We start from the raw sequence: 15,496 nt of genomic DNA, 5'->3' as shown, positions 1-15,496 counted from the left end.
TGCCGGGACGGGTCAGGTCCGCAATGCGGCGCAGGCGCGCTCGATGCGGTCGAGGGCCTCGACGAGTTCCGCTTCCGATGTCGCGTAGGAAATCCGGAAGTAGGGCGAAAGTCCGAACGCTGATCCCGGAACCACCGCGACATGCGCCTCTTCGAGCAGGTAATCGGTGAAATCCTGATCGGCTTCCAGTCTCTTGCCCTTCGGCGTCGTCTTGCCGAGTACGCCCGCACATCCCGAGAAGGTGTAGAAGGCGCCTTCCGGCGTGCGGCATTCCAGGCCGTCGATCGCGTTCAGCCGGGAGACGACGAGATCGCGCCGCTGGCGGAAGCTGTCGCGCCGGCCCTTCAGGAAATCCTGCGGCCCGTTCAGCGCCTCGACGGAGGCCGCCTGGCTGACGGAGGAGGGGCAGGAGGTGGCCTGGCTCTGGATGACCGCCATGGCCTTGATCAGCGCCTTGGGGCCACCGGCATAGCCGATGCGCCAGCCGGTCATCGCATAGGCCTTCGACACGCCATTGATGGTCAGCGTGCGCTCCTTCAGCCGCGGCTCGATCGCAACCGGCGTCACGAAGGCAAAATCGTCATAGACGATGTGCTCATACATATCGTCGACCATCAGCCAGACATGCGGATGGCGCAAAAGCACATCGAGCAGCGGGCGGTAGTCTTCGGCGCTATAGGCAGCACCCGACGGGTTGGACGGCGAGTTGAGCAGCACCCAGCGGGTCTTCGGCGTGATCGCCTTTTCCAACTGCTCGGCCTGCAGGCGGAATCCCGCCGCTGCATCGCAGGGGATCAGCACCGAAACGCCGCCGCAAATCTCGACGATATCGGAATAGGAGGTCCAGTAGGGGGTCGGGATGATCACCTCATCGCCCGGATCGATGCTCGCCATGAAGGCGTTGAACAGGATCTGCTTGGCGCCGGTGGCAACCGTCACTTCCTCGGTCGTATAGTCGACGCCGTTTTCGCGGCGGAACTTTTCGACGATCGCCTTCTTCAGGGCCTGTGTGCCGTCGAGAGCGGTATATTTCGTCTCCCCGGCGTCGATCGCCCGCTTGGCGGCATCCTTGACATTATCAGGCGTGTCGAAATCGGGCTCGCCGGCGCCGAGAATGATGACCGGAAGGCCATCACGCTTCATGGCGGCGGCCTTCGCGCCGATCTGCAGGATCTTCGAAACGCCGACCGAGGCGATCCGCGAAGCGGGCCGGAAGCCCGCCTCCTCGATTTTCGCTGAAACCGTCATGACAGGTCCACCTTATGCGATGTCGAAGGATACGCCCTGTGCCAAAGGCAGGGCCTTCGAATAGTTGATCGTGTTGGTCGCACGGCGCATGTAGGCGCGCCAGGCGTCCGAGCCGGATTCGCGGCCGCCGCCGGTTTCCTTTTCACCGCCGAACGCCCCGCCGATTTCGGCGCCGGATGTGCCGATATTGACGTTGGCGATACCGCAATCCGAACCGTCGGCGGCAAGGAAGCGCTCTGCCTCACGCATGTCGAGCGTGAAGATCGACGAGGAGAGGCCGGCACCGACCGCATTGTGATCGGCAATGACGGCGTCGAAATCGGAGTATTTCATGACATAGAGGATCGGCGCGAAGGTTTCTTCGAAAACCGGACCTTCGTGCTTCGGCATTTCGACAAGCGCCGGCTTGACGTAATAGGCATCGGGATGGCCGAGATCGACGCGGTCGCCACCATGGACGCTGCCGCCATGCGCCCGGGCTTCGCCGAGCGCCTTCTGCATGCCGTCATAAGCGGCCTTGTCGACGAGCGGGCCCACGAGAGCTGCGCTGTCGAGCGGGTTGCCGACGGAGACGCTGGCATAGGCCTTCTTCAGGCGCGGAACGAGCTCTTCATAAACGCTGTCGTGGACGAAGAGGCGGCGAAGCGTCGTGCAGCGCTGACCGGCGGTGCCCATGGCGCCGAAGGCGATGGCGCGCAGCGCCATGTCGAGATCGGCCGACGGGCAGACGATGCCGCCGTTGTTGCCGCCGAGTTCGAGGATCGAGCGGGCAAAGCGCTTGGCAAGGCGCGGGCCGACTTCACGGCCCATGCGGGTGGAGCCCGTCGCCGAGACCAGCGCGACGTTTTTGTGGTCGACGAGTGCTTCGCCGATCTCGCGGCCGCCGATGATGACCTGCGACAGGCCGGCCGGCGCGTCGCCGAAGCGCTTCAGGGCGCGCTCCAGAATGGCCTGCGATGCGAGCGCCGTCAGGGGCGTCTTTTCCGACGGCTTCCAGACGACGCTGTTGCCGCAGACGAGGGCGAGCGCAGCATTCCAGGACCAGACGGCAACCGGGAAATTGAAGGCGGAGATGATGCCGACGACGCCGAGCGGGTGCCAGGTTTCCATCATCCGGTGGCCGGGACGTTCGGTGGCGATCGTCAGGCCGTAGAGCTGGCGCGACAGGCCGACTGCGTAATCGCAGATGTCGATCATTTCCTGCACTTCGCCGAGACCTTCAGACGGGATCTTGCCGGCTTCGATCGAGACGAGGCGGCCGAGATCGGCCTTGGCGGCGCGCAATTCCTCACCGAGAAGACGCACGAGTTCGCCGCGCTTCGGAGCGGGCGTCAGGCGCCAGGTCTGGAAGGCCGCATGCGCCTCTTCGATCGCGGCGGCTGCACCCTTCGCGTCGACGGTCTTCAGCTTGCCGATCTTCTCGCCGGTGATGGGGGAGAAGGAAACCATGCTGCCATCGGTATAGGCGGACTTGTCGACGCCGAGGCGATCGAGAATGGCGTGTGCTTCGTCGAGGACAGAAGAGGACTTTACGGAAATGTTCATGTGCCGGACTCCAATGTGCGGATTGCTGCCGTGTTTTGACGATTACTGAGCCGCGGGGCGGCGCGAGAGCCTCGAAAGGCATTCGTCGATCGATGCTTGCTCGATCCCTGCATAGTGATCGAATTCGTTGAGAACCTTGGCGCCGAGATCGGTCTCGAAGCGCTGCTGGTTGGGGCTGGCGACGAATTCCTGTTGCGCGCCGTCGCCGAGATTGGACTGAAAAATCCCGGCGGCGCTGACCGGCAGGAAGTCTTCGTAGACGATTGGGTCGAACTGGACGAGACCGTCCGAAACCAGCGTTTCGATGTCGGCTGCATCCGTCGATGCCTTCATGCCCTTCTCGGTCAGCGAATAGCTGAAATAGCCGAGCCCTTCGGCGCGGATCGCCGCCCAGTCATCGGGGAAGGCCTCGAAGGTGGCGGCAAGCGCTGCCTCGTAGGCATCGGCATTCGAACCGTCGGCCGCCGGGCGCACGACCTTGCGCGACTGTTCCAGAAGCTGGTCGTAGAGGCCGCGGCCCTTCGGCGTCAGCGCAATGCCGCGCTGTTCGATCTCGCCGAAACGCGCCGTATGCGAGCCGGTCTGCCAGCCGCCCTTGCCATCCGAAAAGGCGACGGCTTCTTCGAGCGCCTTGAACGAGGTCTGGCGCAGCAGAATGGCGCAGCGCCGGGTCGGCGGACCCTCGACAACGGCCTTCGGCGCAATGCCGTACTCGGGCATCAAGCTCTGCACCTTGTCGATATCGAGCGTGCGCGGCGTCAGGTGATTGATATGCGGGCCCTTGAAGGAGACGACGTCGGCAATCAGGCGGTGCGCGTCATGCAGACGATGGTACATCGCGACATCGACGATCGCCTTGTCGTGCCAGCGGAAGGTTTCGAGCACAGCAGCCACGAAACGATCGGCATCGTCCTTGGTTAGCCCGCCGTTCTCTTCGGCTTTCTTCGTCAGCTCGATCGCCTCACCGGTGAAGATGCGGCGGGTCGCCAGGATCTTTGCCGCTTCCTCGCGCAGCTCAGCGTCGGCAATGAGATCAAGGCGGAGCAGCGAGGTGAAGACGCGGAAGGGATTGCGCTTCAGCGCGGCGTCGCCGACCGGCCGGAAGGCGGTCGAATGAACCGGAACGCCTGCAGTCGAGAGATCGTAATAGCCGACCGGATACATGCCCATGACGGCAAAGACGCGACGCATCATCGCCAGCTCTTCAGCCGTTCCGAGACGGATCGCCCCGTGGCGTTCCTCGGAAATGCGCTCTAGATTGTCGGTCGCTTCGAGGCGCGTTTTGAGTTCCGGCTCGGCGGAGAGGGCCTCGTCATTGACGCGCGCGACCAGGTCCATCAGCGTTCCGTAAGCGGGAACCTCGGTGCGGTACATGGCCGACATGGCCGCGGAAAAGGACGACCGGATTTCGCTCGACGTGACGTGCTTCGTCATTTTGCTCAACCTTCGAAAACGATAGGACTTCATGCTCGAAATGCACTATATTCCGTCCATATAGTCTCGTGTTGTGAAATCTACACCTAACTTGATGCCGAAACGGAATGATATGCGCAGAAGCCTGGTTCCCGACATCGTCACGTTGCAGGCTTTCGAATGCGCCGCACGGCATGGAAATTTTTCGCGCGCCGCCGAAGAGCTGAACCTGACGCAGAGCGCCATCAGCCGCCAGATCGCCGATCTCGAAAAGCAAACGGGGCTGAAGCTGTTCGAACGGATACGCCAGCGGGTCATACTGTCGGAGGCCGGGCGCCGGCTGCTTTCGGAGGTCCGGGATCTTCTGTCGCGTTCAGAGCGGCTGATGATCGATGCGGCCGCTGCCGGGCGCATGCGCGCCACACTGAAGGTCGCGACCCTGCCGACATTCGGGGCGAAATGGCTGGTGCCGCGGCTCGGCCGCTTTCTGGCGCGTTGCCCCGATGTGTCGCTGACGATCGAATCCCGCTCCAAGCCGTTCAGCTTCATGGAAGACAGCTTCGATCTCGCCATTCATTACGGCCTGCCGGTCTGGGCGGGCGGCACTCCGGTCTTCCTCTGCGACGAAACCGTGATCCCGGCCGCAAGCGCCGAGCTCGCCAAGCAGTACCGCATCGATGGCCGCCCGGACTTCACGCAGATGCCGCTTCTGCATCTGACCACCCGCCCGAAGCTGTGGTCCGATTTCTCCCGCCTGCAGGAACTCGGCATCGAAAACGCCTATCACGGCCTGCGTTTCGACCAGTTCTCGATGATGGTCTCTGCTGCCATATCCGGCCTCGGCGCCGCCCTGCTGCCGACCTACCTGATCGAGGAAGAACTGCGCTCCGGCCTCCTCACCCCGCTGCTGCCGACGACGATGCGCACCGAAAACGCCTACTACGTCGTCCGGCCCGAGGAAAAGCAGAGCCATCCCGTGGCGGAGGAGTTTCAAAGCTGGCTTTTGTCGGAAGTGGGCGCGGATGAGCCGGTGGCCGCAAGCGTGGCCCGCGCGGAGTAGCGCTGTTTAACCATTAGCGCGTCTCGCGATCGATATCCCGGCGCAGCACGACCGCCGTGGTGATGTCGTCGACGGTCTCGTGGCTGGCGATCATATCGCGGATACGATTGAGATCGTCGATCGAGGCTGCTTCCAACTCTATTATAAGGTCGAGCTGACCGCTGACCGAGGAAACACGGCGAACCTGCGTATTGCGGGCAAGCAGATCGAGCAGACCGAGGGCGGGCGTCCGCTTCAGGCTGACCAGCAAGATCGCCCGGATGACATTGGCATCGATCTCACCAATATCGGCGCGATAGCCCCTGATAATGCCGCTGCGCTCGAGATTCGTCACACGCTCGCTCGTCGCGCTGCGCGACAGCCCGATTCTTCCGGCCAAAGTCTTCAGAGCGATACGCGCTTCCTTGGACAGGATCTGGAGTATCTCGCGATCTTTGACGTCGAGCTCACGCATGCCCATCCTCCTCAGGACCGGACATATGTCGGCCCATCCCGACAATATGCCGGTTCGATCCGACAGCTTACTTGATGCCTCAAAACACATTGCATGCCAAGTTGTTCGAATAAGAAATAGCTTGGAAAAACAACGACTATGACCGATCTTTCCCATCCGGCGCCACAGTTTTCTCCTGATGATGCGGAACGTCTCGCCAAGGATATATTCGGGGTTGAGGGAACTGCTTCGCCTCTTGATAGCGAGCGTGATCGCAACTACCGCATCAAGACGGAGACCGACGCCGGCTGGATCCTCAAGATCGTCAACGCGACCGAACCGAAGATCGAAAGCGAATTCCAGACCGCTCTTCTTCATCATCTTGGCCGGGCAGCACCGGACCTCATGGTGCCGCACCTCAAGGAGAGCCGCGCGGGCGATTTTCTGGCCAGCACGTTTGCTGCCAATGGCGAGGCACATGCGGTGCGGCTCGTCGGCTGGCTGGCCGGCAAGCCGCTTGCGGAGGTCGGCAGGACGACCGAGCTCATGCGTAGTTTTGGCCGCTCGCTGGGCGAGCTGGACCGCGCCCTTCAAGGCTTCATTCATCCGGGTGCCCTGCGTGATCTGGATTGGGATCTGCGTCATGCCAAGCGCGCGCGTCAGCGTCTCCACTTTATCAGGGACGAGAGCCGGCGGGCGATCCTCGAGCGCTTCATTGCGGCCTTCGAAGACAAGGTCGAACCGAAGCTCTCGCGTCTGCGGTCACAGGTCATCCACAACGACGCCAACGACTGGAACATTCTCGTCGACGAGAACGACCATCAGCGGATTTCCGGCGTCATCGATTTCGGCGATGCCGTCCACACCGTCCTCATCGCCGAAGTCGCCATTGCCTGTGCCTACGCCATTCTCGATATGGAAGACCCGATCGGCGCGGCCGCTGCTCTGGCTGCGGGATTCCATGAGCGTTATCCGCTTCAGGCGGAGGAAATCGACGTCCTGTTCAACCTGATCGCAATGCGCCTCGTCACCAGCGTGACCTTCTCGGCGTCGCGTCACGAGCAGACCGGCGACAATCCCTACCTGGCAATCAGCGAGGCACCGGCCTGGCGATTGCTTGAAAAGATGGATGCGATGAACCCGCGCCTTGCGACAGCGATCCTCCGGAAAGCCTGCGGCTTCGATGCCATCGAGGGTGCCGGCGCGGTGCGCCGCTGGATTTCTGACAATAGCAAGTCGTTCTCGGATGTCGTTCGCCCTGCGGCGGCGCAGATGACCAAGGCAATCGTGCCTTATGGCGATCCCGCACATGTGATGACCGTTGCCTCGGCGGAGCAGCGTCCCGAAGAGGCGACAAAATGGTGGGACGACTTCTCGGCACGCCACAAGGTCACGCTCGGTATCGGCCCCTGGGGCGAGGCGAGAACCGTCTACACAGACAAGGCCTTTGAATCGCGCTTCATCGAAGGCAAGCGGCGAATTCATCATCTCGGCGTCGATCTGTTCATGCCGGCGCAAACGCCGCTCTTTACCCCCCTTGCGGCGACCGTGAAGAGCGTCGAGGTCGAGCGCGAACCTCTCGGCTACGGCGGCTTGGTCCTGCTTGAGCACCGGCCGGAAGGATGCCCGCCCTTCAACACGCTTTGGGGTCATATGGCCCATGAAGCCCTCGAACGCCTCAAGCCCGGCGATCGGCTGGAGGCCGGTGATCTCGTCGGCTACATGGGTGGTATCGGCGAGAATGGCGGCTGGACGCCCCATCTCCACTTCCAGGTATCATCAGACACCGAATTGACCGCGGCCGAGATCATCGGCGTCGGCGAGGCTGCCTATCTCGACGTCTGGGAAGACCTCTTTCCCGATGTCGCGGCGCTCGCCAAGATTCCGCCGGAAGCATTCGGTCAGACCGGCCGAACGAGGGAAGAAATCATTTCCAAGCGCCGGGAACTTCTGCTTCCCAACCTGTCGATTTCCTATTCCGAGCCGATCAAGTTCGTGCGTGGTGAAGGCGCATGGCTGATCGACAATTTCGGCCGCGCCTATCTCGATTGCTTCAACAACGTATGCCATCTCGGCCATAGCCACCCGGATGTCGTCGAGGCGGTTTCACGTCAGGCAGCCGTGCTCAACACCAATACGCGCTATCTTCACGATAACATCGTTGAATATGCCGAGCGGCTGACGGCAACGTTGCCCGCGGGCCTCGCTGTTGCTTCCTTCGCTTGCTCGGGCAGCGAAGCCAATAGCCTGATGTTGCGGATGGCGCGCAATCATACGGGCCACAACGAGGCTATCGTCCTCGACTGGGCCTATCACGGCACGACGCAGGAACTTATCGATCTCAGCGCCTACAAGTATAAGCGCAAGGGCGGCAAGGGACGGCCCGACCACGTCTATGAAGCGGTCATCCCAGACAGCTACCACGCACCCGAAAGCTGGCCCCATGCGGAGCACGCCAAGCGTTTCGCGCAGAGCGTTGCGGATCATATCGAAGCGATGCGCAGAGACGGGCGCTCCCCGGGCTTCTTCATTGCGGAATCCATTCCGAGCGTCGCCGGTCAGGTCTTCTTGCCGGACGGCTATCTCAAGGAAGTCTATGCCATGGTCCGGGCCGCAGGCGGCCTTTGCCTGGCCGATGAGGTCCAGGTGGGCTTTGGCCGGGTCGGAAGCCACTGGTGGGCCTTTGAAACGCAGGATGTTGTTCCCGACATCGTCTCGATGGGCAAGCCGATCGGCAATGGCCACCCGATGTCGGCCGTGGTGACCACACGTGAAGTGGCGGACAGTTTCAACAACGGCATGGAGTATTTCAATACGTTCGCCGGAAATCCGGTGTCGTGCGCGATCGGGCTCGCCGTGCTGAATGCGATCGAGCGCGACCGCCTGCGGGAGAATGCTCTCAGCGTCGGCAACTATCTGCTCGATGGCTTCCGCAAGATGCAGCAGCGCTTCGACATCATCGGCGACGTGCGCGGGCTGGGGCTGTTCCTTGGTATCGAACTGGTCGTTGATCGCAAGACGAAAGCTCCGGCGACGGACCTGGCAAGGAAGATCAACGACGGGGCGCGCGAACGTGGGATCCTGATGGGAACGGAAGGGCCGCACGACAACGTCCTGAAGATGCGGCCGCCGATGGTCTTTTCGCAGGCCAATGCCGACCACCTGCTCGACGTGTTGAGCGCGAGCTTCGAAGCAGCCCTGAAATAGAGCGGAGAATCCAGCCTATCCGGCGCCGCTTGGCCGGCGCCGGGACCTTGCATCGCGCCCATAGCATCGGCCGGCAAAGTGCCGGTCGTTTCCGGCAATGTGTCAGCCCGACTGACATCTTGCCGGATGCCCATGGAAAACCGCCATGCAAAACTCTTCGGGTGACGGTTGCCCGGTGAGACCCACAAGAACGAAATAAAATAATCCCAGAGGAGATATGACGTGCCCAATCATAGGCTTAAAAGTTTCATCGCGGTCGCCGCTATCGCGGTTGCAGCCGCATTTTCAACGTCGCCGGCATCGGCCGACGAACTGAAGACGATTCAGGATTCAGGCGACCTTCGCGTTGCGATGAGCGGCCAATATCCGCCGTTCAGCTTCGCGAACGACAAGAACGAGATCGTTGGCTTCGACGCCTCGATCAGCGAGGCCATGGCAGAGCGCATGGGTGTCAAGGCGAAGATCGTCACGACGCCGTTCGACGGCATCATCGCCGGCCTTCTGGCCAAGAAATATGACGCAATCGTCGCGTCCATGACGATCACTCCCGAGCGCGAAAAAGCAGTCGACTTTGTCGGACCTTACTACCACGCGGGCCGCACGATCGTCGTCAAGGCGGACTCGCCGATCCAGAAGCTTGAAGAGCTCGCCGGCAAGACCGTCGGCGTCACGCTCGGCGATTCCCACGACAAGTGGGCGCGAGCCCAGGGCAATCTGACCGTGCGCACCTACAAGGGTCTTCCCGAAATGCTCGTCGACCTTGATGCCGGACGCATCGATGCGCTCGTCATGGACAGCATCCCCGTCATGGTCGCTGTCAAGGAAACGGGCCAGAAGGTTCGCATCCTCGATACCCCGAACATCGAAGGTGGCCGCGAAGCTCTCGGTATTGCGATCCGCAAGAACAACCCGGAGCTCAAGGCCAAGATGCAAAAGGTCCTTGAGGACATGCAGGCGGACGGTGCCTACGAAAAGATCTCGATGCAGTGGATTGGCCGCGACATCCGCTGATCCCGATAAGGGCCGGATCAATTCCGGCCCTGACCATTCGACTTTTCGGAGCGTTTCTATGGATTTGGCGCTTATGCAGCGCGTCCTCCCCTTCTTTTTGGAGGCCGCGTGGGTGACGGTGCAGATATCTTGTCTTTCACTTTTGCTCGGATTCCTGGTCGCGATCGCGCTGGTCGCTCTCCGGCTTTCCGATTTTCTTGCTGTCCGGTGCCTCTCCAGGCTCTACGTTAGTGTGTTCCGCGGCACGCCCTGTCTGGTTCAGCTCTTCGTCATCTATTTTGGCGGACCGCAAATGGGCCTGGAGCTTGACCCTTTCGTCGCCGGCGTGATCGGCCTCGGCCTGAACATTGCCGCGTATATGGCGGAATCCATCCGCGGAGCCATCGAGAATGTCGACCGTGGCCAGTCGGAAGCCGCCAGATCGATCGGATTTGGACGGGCTGCGACACTCAGGCTCGTGGTGCTGCCCCAGGCGGCGCGGTTGATGATCAGACCGCTCGGCGTGAACGCCGTGGGGCTGATCAAGGGATCTGCCTTGGTGTCATCGATCTCCGTCGTGGAGCTGACTTACACCGCCCAGCGGTTCATCAGTTCAACCTACAAGCCGTTCGAAATCTTCTCGGTATCCGCAGTGCTTTACATCGTCATGGTCTATGCGGTCCGGTTGGTCGTCGATCGCCTTGATCAGCGTTTCGCGGCAAGGTGAGGACGCCGATATGCAGAATCTGGATTTCTCCATCGTTACGCCCTATGCCGGGCTTCTTGCGACCGGCTTGTGGTGGACACTCGTCATGTTCGTCGGCTCAAGCATACTGAGCCTTACCTTCGGCATTGGCTTTGCGCTCGTGCTGCTTTACGCCCCGTGGTTCTGGGCCTTGCCGGTTCGCTTTCTGACCTGGCTTCTCATGGGAACGCCGCTGCTTCTGCAGCTCTATCTGATCTATTACGGTCTGGTGCAGGTCGGCATCGACATTCCGGCGATCGGCGCCGGTATCATAGGCCTCAGCCTGCATTTTGCCGTCTACAATGCCGACGTCTTCAGAGCCGGAATATTGTCTGTCGACGCAGGACAAATGGAAGGCGCCCGTTCGATCGGGCTCAGCCGCGGTCAGGCACAGCGCTACGTTATCGTTCCGCAGGCGCTGCGCCGGACGATTGCGCCCATCGGAAACAACCTGATCGTTCTCCTGAAGGACACATCGCTGGTCTCCATCATCGGCATTGCCGAACTGGTCTACAGCGCACAGCTCGCTATCAGCGAGACCTACAGCCCGTTCGAATTCTACCTGACTGTCGCCGCCATCTATTACGCGGCCAATCTTGTTCTCGAAGCCGGCCTGCAATTTCTTGAAATCAAGGTGGAGATGTCACGGTGAGCACCGCAAAGCTTATGGTCGAGGTCAAAGGCGCCCGGAAGGCATATGGGCCGCTGGAGGTCCTCAAGGGTATCGACCTCTCTGTGTCGCGGGGCCAGATCATCGCGATCATCGGCCCCAGCGGGTCAGGAAAAAGCACGCTTCTGCGATCGATCAATCAGCTCGAATTGCTCAACGCCGGAGAGATCTGGCTGGACGGGGAGCAGGTGAACAGGCCGCTTAAGGGGCAAGCCTTCGAGAAGCATATCAATGCCGTGCGCCAGCAGATGGGCATGGTATTCCAGCACTTCAATCTGTTCCCGCATCTGACGGTTTTCGAGAATATCGCGCTTGGGCCGATCAAGCTCAAAGGCCTTTCGAAACAGGCGGCCCGGGAGCTCGCGCTCGGTCTGCTGTCGAAGGTCGGCCTGGCGGACAAGATCGACGAATATCCGTCCCGCCTGTCGGGTGGCCAGAAGCAACGCGTGGCCATTGCCAGAGCGCTGGCCATGCAGCCGAAGGTGATGCTTTTCGACGAGGCGACATCGGCGCTGGATCCCGAGCTGGTGGATGAGGTCAACGCCGTGATGAAACAGCTCGCTGCCGAGCACATGACGATGTTGATCGTGACCCATGAAATGCGCTTCGCCGGCGAAGTCGCTGACCGGATCGTCTTCATGGACGGCGGTGTCGTCGTCGAGGAAGGGACGCCGCAACAGATCTTCCAGAATCCGGCGCAGGATCGAACCCGCTCATTTCTGAAGAAACATCTGCACGACCGGTAAGGCTCACGCTCGCAGTGGAGGCTCGCCTGCCGAAAAAAGGCGCGCCCTGCTGGCGAAATAGTCAGCCTTCGGCCGCCATAGGCGGAAAACACCGGGATTAGAGGGGTGGCACGGCGCTTGCTTCGATCTGATATCGACAGATCGATGGGTGCCCATGTTCAACCTTGCGATAACCTGCCTGCTTCTTGCCGCAGCACTTGGCCTCAGCCTGCGCCGGTTCAGCCTGCCTTATCTCGCGAAAGGCGAGATTGCTGAGCAGTCCTCGCCGGTGACGATGGTGGCGAGTGCGGTGTTCCTGGCGGCACTCGCGCTGGCGGTTTCCGATCGGGGGCTGTGGTATGCGGCCGTCGCCATCGGCGGTGGCCTTCTGGTGGCGCTGGTCTTCGATCACGACAATCCGCGGATGACGGCGGCGTTGTCGGTCGCCTGCCTGCTCAGCTACGTTGCGCTGAGATAGGCGGTCCCTCTTTCTTCGGAAGCGACCGGGCGACGGCGCTCAGCAGATCGGTTTGCGAGATCAGCCCGAGGATATGACTGTTGTCGTCGACGATGATGACGGCGTGGGTGCGGCCATCGGTCAGAAGCGGCAGGAGATCGAAGGCCCGGTCTTCGGCGCGGGCGGTGACCGCTTCCGAAATCTGACCCTCCAGTGAGCCTGGCAGGAGCGCGATTTCGCGCAGGCCGACCGTTCCGATCAGCCGCCTCTCCGCGTCCCTGACCGGCAGCGTGCGGATATTGTGGTGGAGAAGCAGCCATCGGGCCTGCTCAATGGTACCATCGAAATCGATGGCGATGACGTCGCGCGACATGATGTCGGCGCAGGTGATTTCGGCGTTCGAGCGGGCAACGGCCTCGAATTCGACGCGGCGCAGCACGCGGCCGAGATCGGCGCGATCGATGTCGAAGGCTTCGTTCAAGGCGGCGAGCGCCGCATCGATATCCTCGTCACGAAATCCGGTGCGCTCGGCTGCCGGCGGATCGGCCGTCAGGTGCGTGTTCACAGGGGCGGCGGCAACATGCGGATAGTTGTGGCGCGACAGCTTGTGGAACAGCAGGCCGATCGCCACCAGCAGGCAGGAGTTCAGCGCCACCGGCACGAAGGGAAACAGCATTCCCCAACTGGCGACGACAGGCCCGCCGAGAACGGCCGTCAAAGCCGCAGCACCGCCCGGCGGATGCAGGCAGCGGGTGAAGGACATGGCGGCGATCGCCAAGGACACGCCGACGCCGGTGGCGATGATCGGATCCTTGATCAGGCTGGCGGCGGCAACGCCCATGATCGCCGAGATGGTATTGCCGCCGATGATCGACCAGGGCTGCGCCAGCGGACTCGCCGGCACGGCAAAGAGAAGCACGGCGGAGGCGCCCATCGGCGCAACGATCAGCGGCAGATGCGATCCTTCGCCAAACAGCAATCCGCACATAAGGCCGGTGAGCGCGATCGCCACCAGCGCCCCGAGACAGGCAAGAAGCCGGTCGCGAAGCGTCGCGCCCGCCAGCATGGGGTGGAAGAGCCTGGATGATAGGGAGCGCTTGCTCGCTGCGTCGCGCGGTCCTTTAGGGGGCATGGATCGGCCTGTCAGATGAATTGCTGTCTTCAGTGAGAAATCTGTGCCGGGGAGGCGGATGGCGCGGCAAGGAGCAGGTCCTCGGTGCCGCTAAGGGGATCAACGGTGATAGGGAATAAACCGCCGCATCGGCCAGGCATCTCAACTGTCGAGGCTCTTCTATTCTCGAAATGAGAACGCGATCAAGACCTGCTGTGCCAGAGAACCAGGACGAGGTGACGCATCTTGTGGTCCGAAGCGCGCTTTCCGTTCGGCACACTATACGCTAGACGACGGCAGGCGCTTCTATCGGGACGCCTGCCTCGGAGGCGGCGGAGATGAAGCTCAGCCTCGCTTCCAGCGGCGTGCGCAGCCCGGCCTCGACATCCGAGCAGATCTGCAGTGCTTCCATGAAGGCGCGGCCGTTCGAAACCGGCCATGCGTTCAGCAGGATGGCCAGGGCCTCTGCTGTCGTCGCCACGATATGCATGTCGCCCGTTCGCTTGCAGGCGACCAGAACCGGCATTTCCCAACGACGTGTACTCATGTCCAGCCCTCAACCAAGACAGGAAAACCATACAGAGTACACCGTCACGGCGTCAAAGCCGGAAATCTCCGCATTCGCAGCATGATTAAGGAGGCGCTAAGCGGTTGTCCATGCCGTAGTCGGGAACCGGGAGGCCATTCCGCGAATTTATGGAATGCAGAGGAGATGACCATGATCCGCAAGCTGAAATCCGGCGAATACCGGCTTTATTCCCGCAAGGTCGATCCGAAGACCCACAAACGGCGCAATCTCGGGACGTTCAAGAGCCGCGAGGCGGCCGAGAAGCATGAGCGCGAGGTGCAGTATTTCAAGCGCCACGGCTGACGTCTGCGATCGTCCGGTTGCTCAAGGAGGATAGTGCAGTGGTCGACGACGAAGAAGTTCTGATGAAGCGCGACTGGCTGGCGACGGTCTCGGGCGTCCATCTTCACAATGTGCATGGCGACGATCTCGAAGAAAGCCCGTGCAACATGCTGCTCGGCAACGCGATCCTGCATGTGGCCAGCCTGGAAAAGGCCGCCTGCGAGCATCGCGGGGCCAAGGTGGTAATGGGAGAGCTGATGCTCGATTGCGCCGAATGCCGGGCGCTCGCCGAAAAATTCGGGACGCGCCTGGCGGTCATCGAATAGGTGGCCCCTGACTTGGCGGGGCTGATTAGAGCGCGCCGTTCGCGCGGCCATCCCTGGCCGTCAGCAGGGCGAGAGCCGATTGCGCGACGCCGACGATCGCTTCCAGCAGCTCGCTCTCGCTCGCCTGCATCATGCCCAGTCCGGTGATGGCATCCTCGAATTCACTCGCTGCCGGCGTCCCGTCGTCGAGCTTTCCCGACAGCTCGAACCCCGCCTCGCAGACCTTGGTCAGTTCGTCGCGTTTGCCGATATCGGTCATGCCGGGCAGCGATATGGCGACACGCTCCAGCTCGGCGATGAAGGCGGCCGTCTCCAGCGACAGCTGCGTCAGCGGCATGTGCCGGGCATCGGCGTGGATGCGGGCGAGCGAGGCGCGCATTTTCATCCGGTCAGCTCGCATGACCGGCTCCATCCAGGCTTTCCGACGCCGCATTGTCGTTCGACGAGTTGATGCCCAGGCTATCCTCGATCATCGCCCGCAGCATGGCAAAGCGAAGCTCGAGCGCCGTCACCTCGACCGATTTCGTCAGATTCGAAAGGTCGGCTGCGAACAGATCGAGCTCGTGCAGGAGCGATTGAACATCGGATGTCAGATAGCCCATGAGGTTCCTATGTCTGAAGCGACTCGGGATCGAGTTTCGCTAGACACTTAACCGGCAATCATGGCCTGCGAAGGCCGATGCGGCTGGCATGGTGAACATCCCGTAAATACTGAC

The 15,496-nt window shown here is 61.7% G+C and carries 17 protein-coding genes; 9 read left to right on the top strand and 8 right to left on the bottom strand.

Annotated elements, in window-relative coordinates; all coding sequences use genetic code 11:
* Window positions 1-12: 12 nt before the first annotated feature.
* The 3 genes from ACEN84_RS24565 to ACEN84_RS24555 are packed head-to-tail and all read right to left on the bottom strand — an operon-like array spanning window position 13 to window position 4,227.
* The gene (locus ACEN84_RS24565; protein WP_413712005.1) at window positions 13-1,248 is read right to left on the bottom strand and encodes a pyridoxal phosphate-dependent aminotransferase; all 1,236 of its coding nucleotides are present in this window, start codon (window positions 1,246-1,248) and stop codon (window positions 13-15) included.
* A 12-nt stretch (window positions 1,249-1,260) separates the two neighbouring features.
* Window positions 1,261-2,793, bottom strand: a complete 1,533-nt coding sequence (locus ACEN84_RS24560; RefSeq protein ID WP_413712004.1) for an aldehyde dehydrogenase family protein — start codon at window positions 2,791-2,793, stop codon at window positions 1,261-1,263.
* A 42-nt stretch (window positions 2,794-2,835) separates the two neighbouring features.
* Window positions 2,836-4,227 carry a VOC family protein gene (locus ACEN84_RS24555; RefSeq protein WP_413712003.1) on the bottom strand — a complete coding sequence of 464 codons (1,392 nt, stop codon included), beginning with the start codon at window positions 4,225-4,227 and terminating at the stop codon, window positions 2,836-2,838.
* Window positions 4,228-4,339: 112 nt separating this feature from the next.
* On the opposite strand from ACEN84_RS24555, the gene ACEN84_RS24550 reads away from it, so the two are divergent.
* Complete coding sequence (locus ACEN84_RS24550) at window positions 4,340-5,266, top strand: LysR family transcriptional regulator (protein WP_413712002.1); 927 nt, start codon at window positions 4,340-4,342, stop codon at window positions 5,264-5,266.
* A gap of 13 nt (window positions 5,267-5,279) precedes the next feature.
* Here the strand turns inward: ACEN84_RS24550 and ACEN84_RS24545 are convergent, their stop codons facing one another.
* A complete protein-coding gene (locus ACEN84_RS24545) occupies window positions 5,280-5,720 on the bottom strand; it encodes an Lrp/AsnC family transcriptional regulator (protein WP_112714577.1) in 441 nt (146 codons plus the stop codon).
* 138 nt (window positions 5,721-5,858) lie between these two features.
* Here ACEN84_RS24545 and ACEN84_RS24540 point away from each other — a divergent pair, with 138 nt between their 5' ends.
* The 6 genes from ACEN84_RS24540 (at window position 5,859) to ACEN84_RS24515 (ending at window position 12,514) form a co-directional block, all read left to right on the top strand.
* Window positions 5,859-8,906 carry an aminotransferase class III-fold pyridoxal phosphate-dependent enzyme gene (locus ACEN84_RS24540; RefSeq protein WP_413712001.1) on the top strand — a complete coding sequence of 1,016 codons (3,048 nt, stop codon included), beginning with the start codon at window positions 5,859-5,861 and terminating at the stop codon, window positions 8,904-8,906.
* A 222-nt stretch (window positions 8,907-9,128) separates the two neighbouring features.
* Window positions 9,129-9,917 (top strand): ABC transporter substrate-binding protein, encoded by a 789-nt coding sequence (locus ACEN84_RS24535; protein WP_413712000.1) that lies wholly within the window; start codon window positions 9,129-9,131, stop codon window positions 9,915-9,917.
* Between the two features lie 58 nt (window positions 9,918-9,975).
* On the top strand, window positions 9,976-10,623 hold the full coding sequence (locus ACEN84_RS24530) for an amino acid ABC transporter permease (RefSeq protein WP_112714571.1): 648 nt from the start codon (window positions 9,976-9,978) through the stop codon (window positions 10,621-10,623).
* Window positions 10,624-10,633: 10 nt separating this feature from the next.
* A complete protein-coding gene (locus ACEN84_RS24525; protein WP_199625599.1) occupies window positions 10,634-11,293 on the top strand; it encodes an amino acid ABC transporter permease in 660 nt (219 codons plus the stop codon).
* Between the two features lie 14 nt (window positions 11,294-11,307).
* A complete protein-coding gene (locus tag ACEN84_RS24520) occupies window positions 11,308-12,057 on the top strand; it encodes an amino acid ABC transporter ATP-binding protein (RefSeq protein ID WP_112715094.1) in 750 nt (249 codons plus the stop codon).
* Window positions 12,058-12,211: 154 nt separating this feature from the next.
* A complete protein-coding gene (locus ACEN84_RS24515; protein ID WP_413711999.1) occupies window positions 12,212-12,514 on the top strand; it encodes a hypothetical protein in 303 nt (100 codons plus the stop codon).
* Here ACEN84_RS24515 and ACEN84_RS24510 read toward each other — a convergent pair.
* Entirely contained in the window at window positions 12,492-13,625 is a 1,134-nt protein-coding gene (locus ACEN84_RS24510) for an HPP family protein (RefSeq protein ID WP_413711998.1), read from the bottom strand. The two genes, ACEN84_RS24515 and ACEN84_RS24510, sit on opposite strands and share 23 nt — an antisense overlap.
* Before the next feature lie 265 nt (window positions 13,626-13,890).
* The gene (locus tag ACEN84_RS24505) at window positions 13,891-14,151 is read right to left on the bottom strand and encodes a DUF982 domain-containing protein (RefSeq protein ID WP_112714563.1); all 261 of its coding nucleotides are present in this window, start codon (window positions 14,149-14,151) and stop codon (window positions 13,891-13,893) included.
* Window positions 14,152-14,322: 171 nt separating this feature from the next.
* Here ACEN84_RS24505 and ACEN84_RS24500 point away from each other — a divergent pair, with 171 nt between their 5' ends.
* Entirely contained in the window at window positions 14,323-14,475 is a 153-nt protein-coding gene (locus tag ACEN84_RS24500) for a hypothetical protein (protein WP_413711997.1), read from the top strand.
* Window positions 14,476-14,513: 38 nt separating this feature from the next.
* Window positions 14,514-14,780 carry a hypothetical protein gene (locus ACEN84_RS24495; protein ID WP_413711996.1) on the top strand — a complete coding sequence of 89 codons (267 nt, stop codon included), beginning with the start codon at window positions 14,514-14,516 and terminating at the stop codon, window positions 14,778-14,780.
* Window positions 14,781-14,805: 25 nt separating this feature from the next.
* Here the strand turns inward: ACEN84_RS24495 and ACEN84_RS24490 are convergent, their stop codons facing one another.
* Complete coding sequence (locus ACEN84_RS24490) at window positions 14,806-15,180, bottom strand: hypothetical protein (RefSeq protein WP_203430235.1); 375 nt, start codon at window positions 15,178-15,180, stop codon at window positions 14,806-14,808.
* Entirely contained in the window at window positions 15,170-15,382 is a 213-nt protein-coding gene (locus tag ACEN84_RS24485) for a hypothetical protein (protein WP_112714557.1), read from the bottom strand. Before ACEN84_RS24485 ends, ACEN84_RS24490 begins: the two co-directional genes overlap by 11 nt.
* Window positions 15,383-15,496: the final 114 nt, after the last annotated feature.

This window comes from Rhizobium sp. Rhizsp82 (genome assembly GCF_047325115.1).
Classification (GTDB): Bacteria; Pseudomonadota; Alphaproteobacteria; order Rhizobiales; family Rhizobiaceae; genus Rhizobium.
This window is presented reverse-complemented; position numbering and strand designations above follow the sequence as displayed.

Coding starts and splice junctions, on each gene's coding strand:
- ACEN84_RS24565 (WP_413712005.1), bottom strand. CDS start 1,248: ATGACGGTTTCAGCGAAAATCGAGGAGGCGGGCTTCCGGCCCGCTTCG.
- ACEN84_RS24560 (WP_413712004.1), bottom strand. CDS start 2,793: ATGAACATTTCCGTAAAGTCCTCTTCTGTCCTCGACGAAGCACACGCC.
- ACEN84_RS24555 (WP_413712003.1), bottom strand. CDS start 4,227: ATGACGAAGCACGTCACGTCGAGCGAAATCCGGTCGTCCTTTTCCGCG.
- ACEN84_RS24550 (WP_413712002.1), top strand. CDS start 4,340: ATGCGCAGAAGCCTGGTTCCCGACATCGTCACGTTGCAGGCTTTCGAA.
- ACEN84_RS24545 (WP_112714577.1), bottom strand. CDS start 5,720: ATGCGTGAGCTCGACGTCAAAGATCGCGAGATACTCCAGATCCTGTCC.
- ACEN84_RS24540 (WP_413712001.1), top strand. CDS start 5,859: ATGACCGATCTTTCCCATCCGGCGCCACAGTTTTCTCCTGATGATGCG.
- ACEN84_RS24530 (WP_112714571.1), top strand. CDS start 9,976: ATGGATTTGGCGCTTATGCAGCGCGTCCTCCCCTTCTTTTTGGAGGCC.
- ACEN84_RS24525 (WP_199625599.1), top strand. CDS start 10,634: ATGCAGAATCTGGATTTCTCCATCGTTACGCCCTATGCCGGGCTTCTT.
- ACEN84_RS24520 (WP_112715094.1), top strand. CDS start 11,308: ATGGTCGAGGTCAAAGGCGCCCGGAAGGCATATGGGCCGCTGGAGGTC.
- ACEN84_RS24515 (WP_413711999.1), top strand. CDS start 12,212: ATGTTCAACCTTGCGATAACCTGCCTGCTTCTTGCCGCAGCACTTGGC.
- ACEN84_RS24510 (WP_413711998.1), bottom strand. CDS start 13,625: ATGCCCCCTAAAGGACCGCGCGACGCAGCGAGCAAGCGCTCCCTATCA.
- ACEN84_RS24505 (WP_112714563.1), bottom strand. CDS start 14,151: ATGAGTACACGTCGTTGGGAAATGCCGGTTCTGGTCGCCTGCAAGCGA.
- ACEN84_RS24500 (WP_413711997.1), top strand. CDS start 14,323: ATGATCCGCAAGCTGAAATCCGGCGAATACCGGCTTTATTCCCGCAAG.
- ACEN84_RS24490 (WP_203430235.1), bottom strand. CDS start 15,180: ATGCGAGCTGACCGGATGAAAATGCGCGCCTCGCTCGCCCGCATCCAC.
- ACEN84_RS24485 (WP_112714557.1), bottom strand. CDS start 15,382: ATGGGCTATCTGACATCCGATGTTCAATCGCTCCTGCACGAGCTCGAT.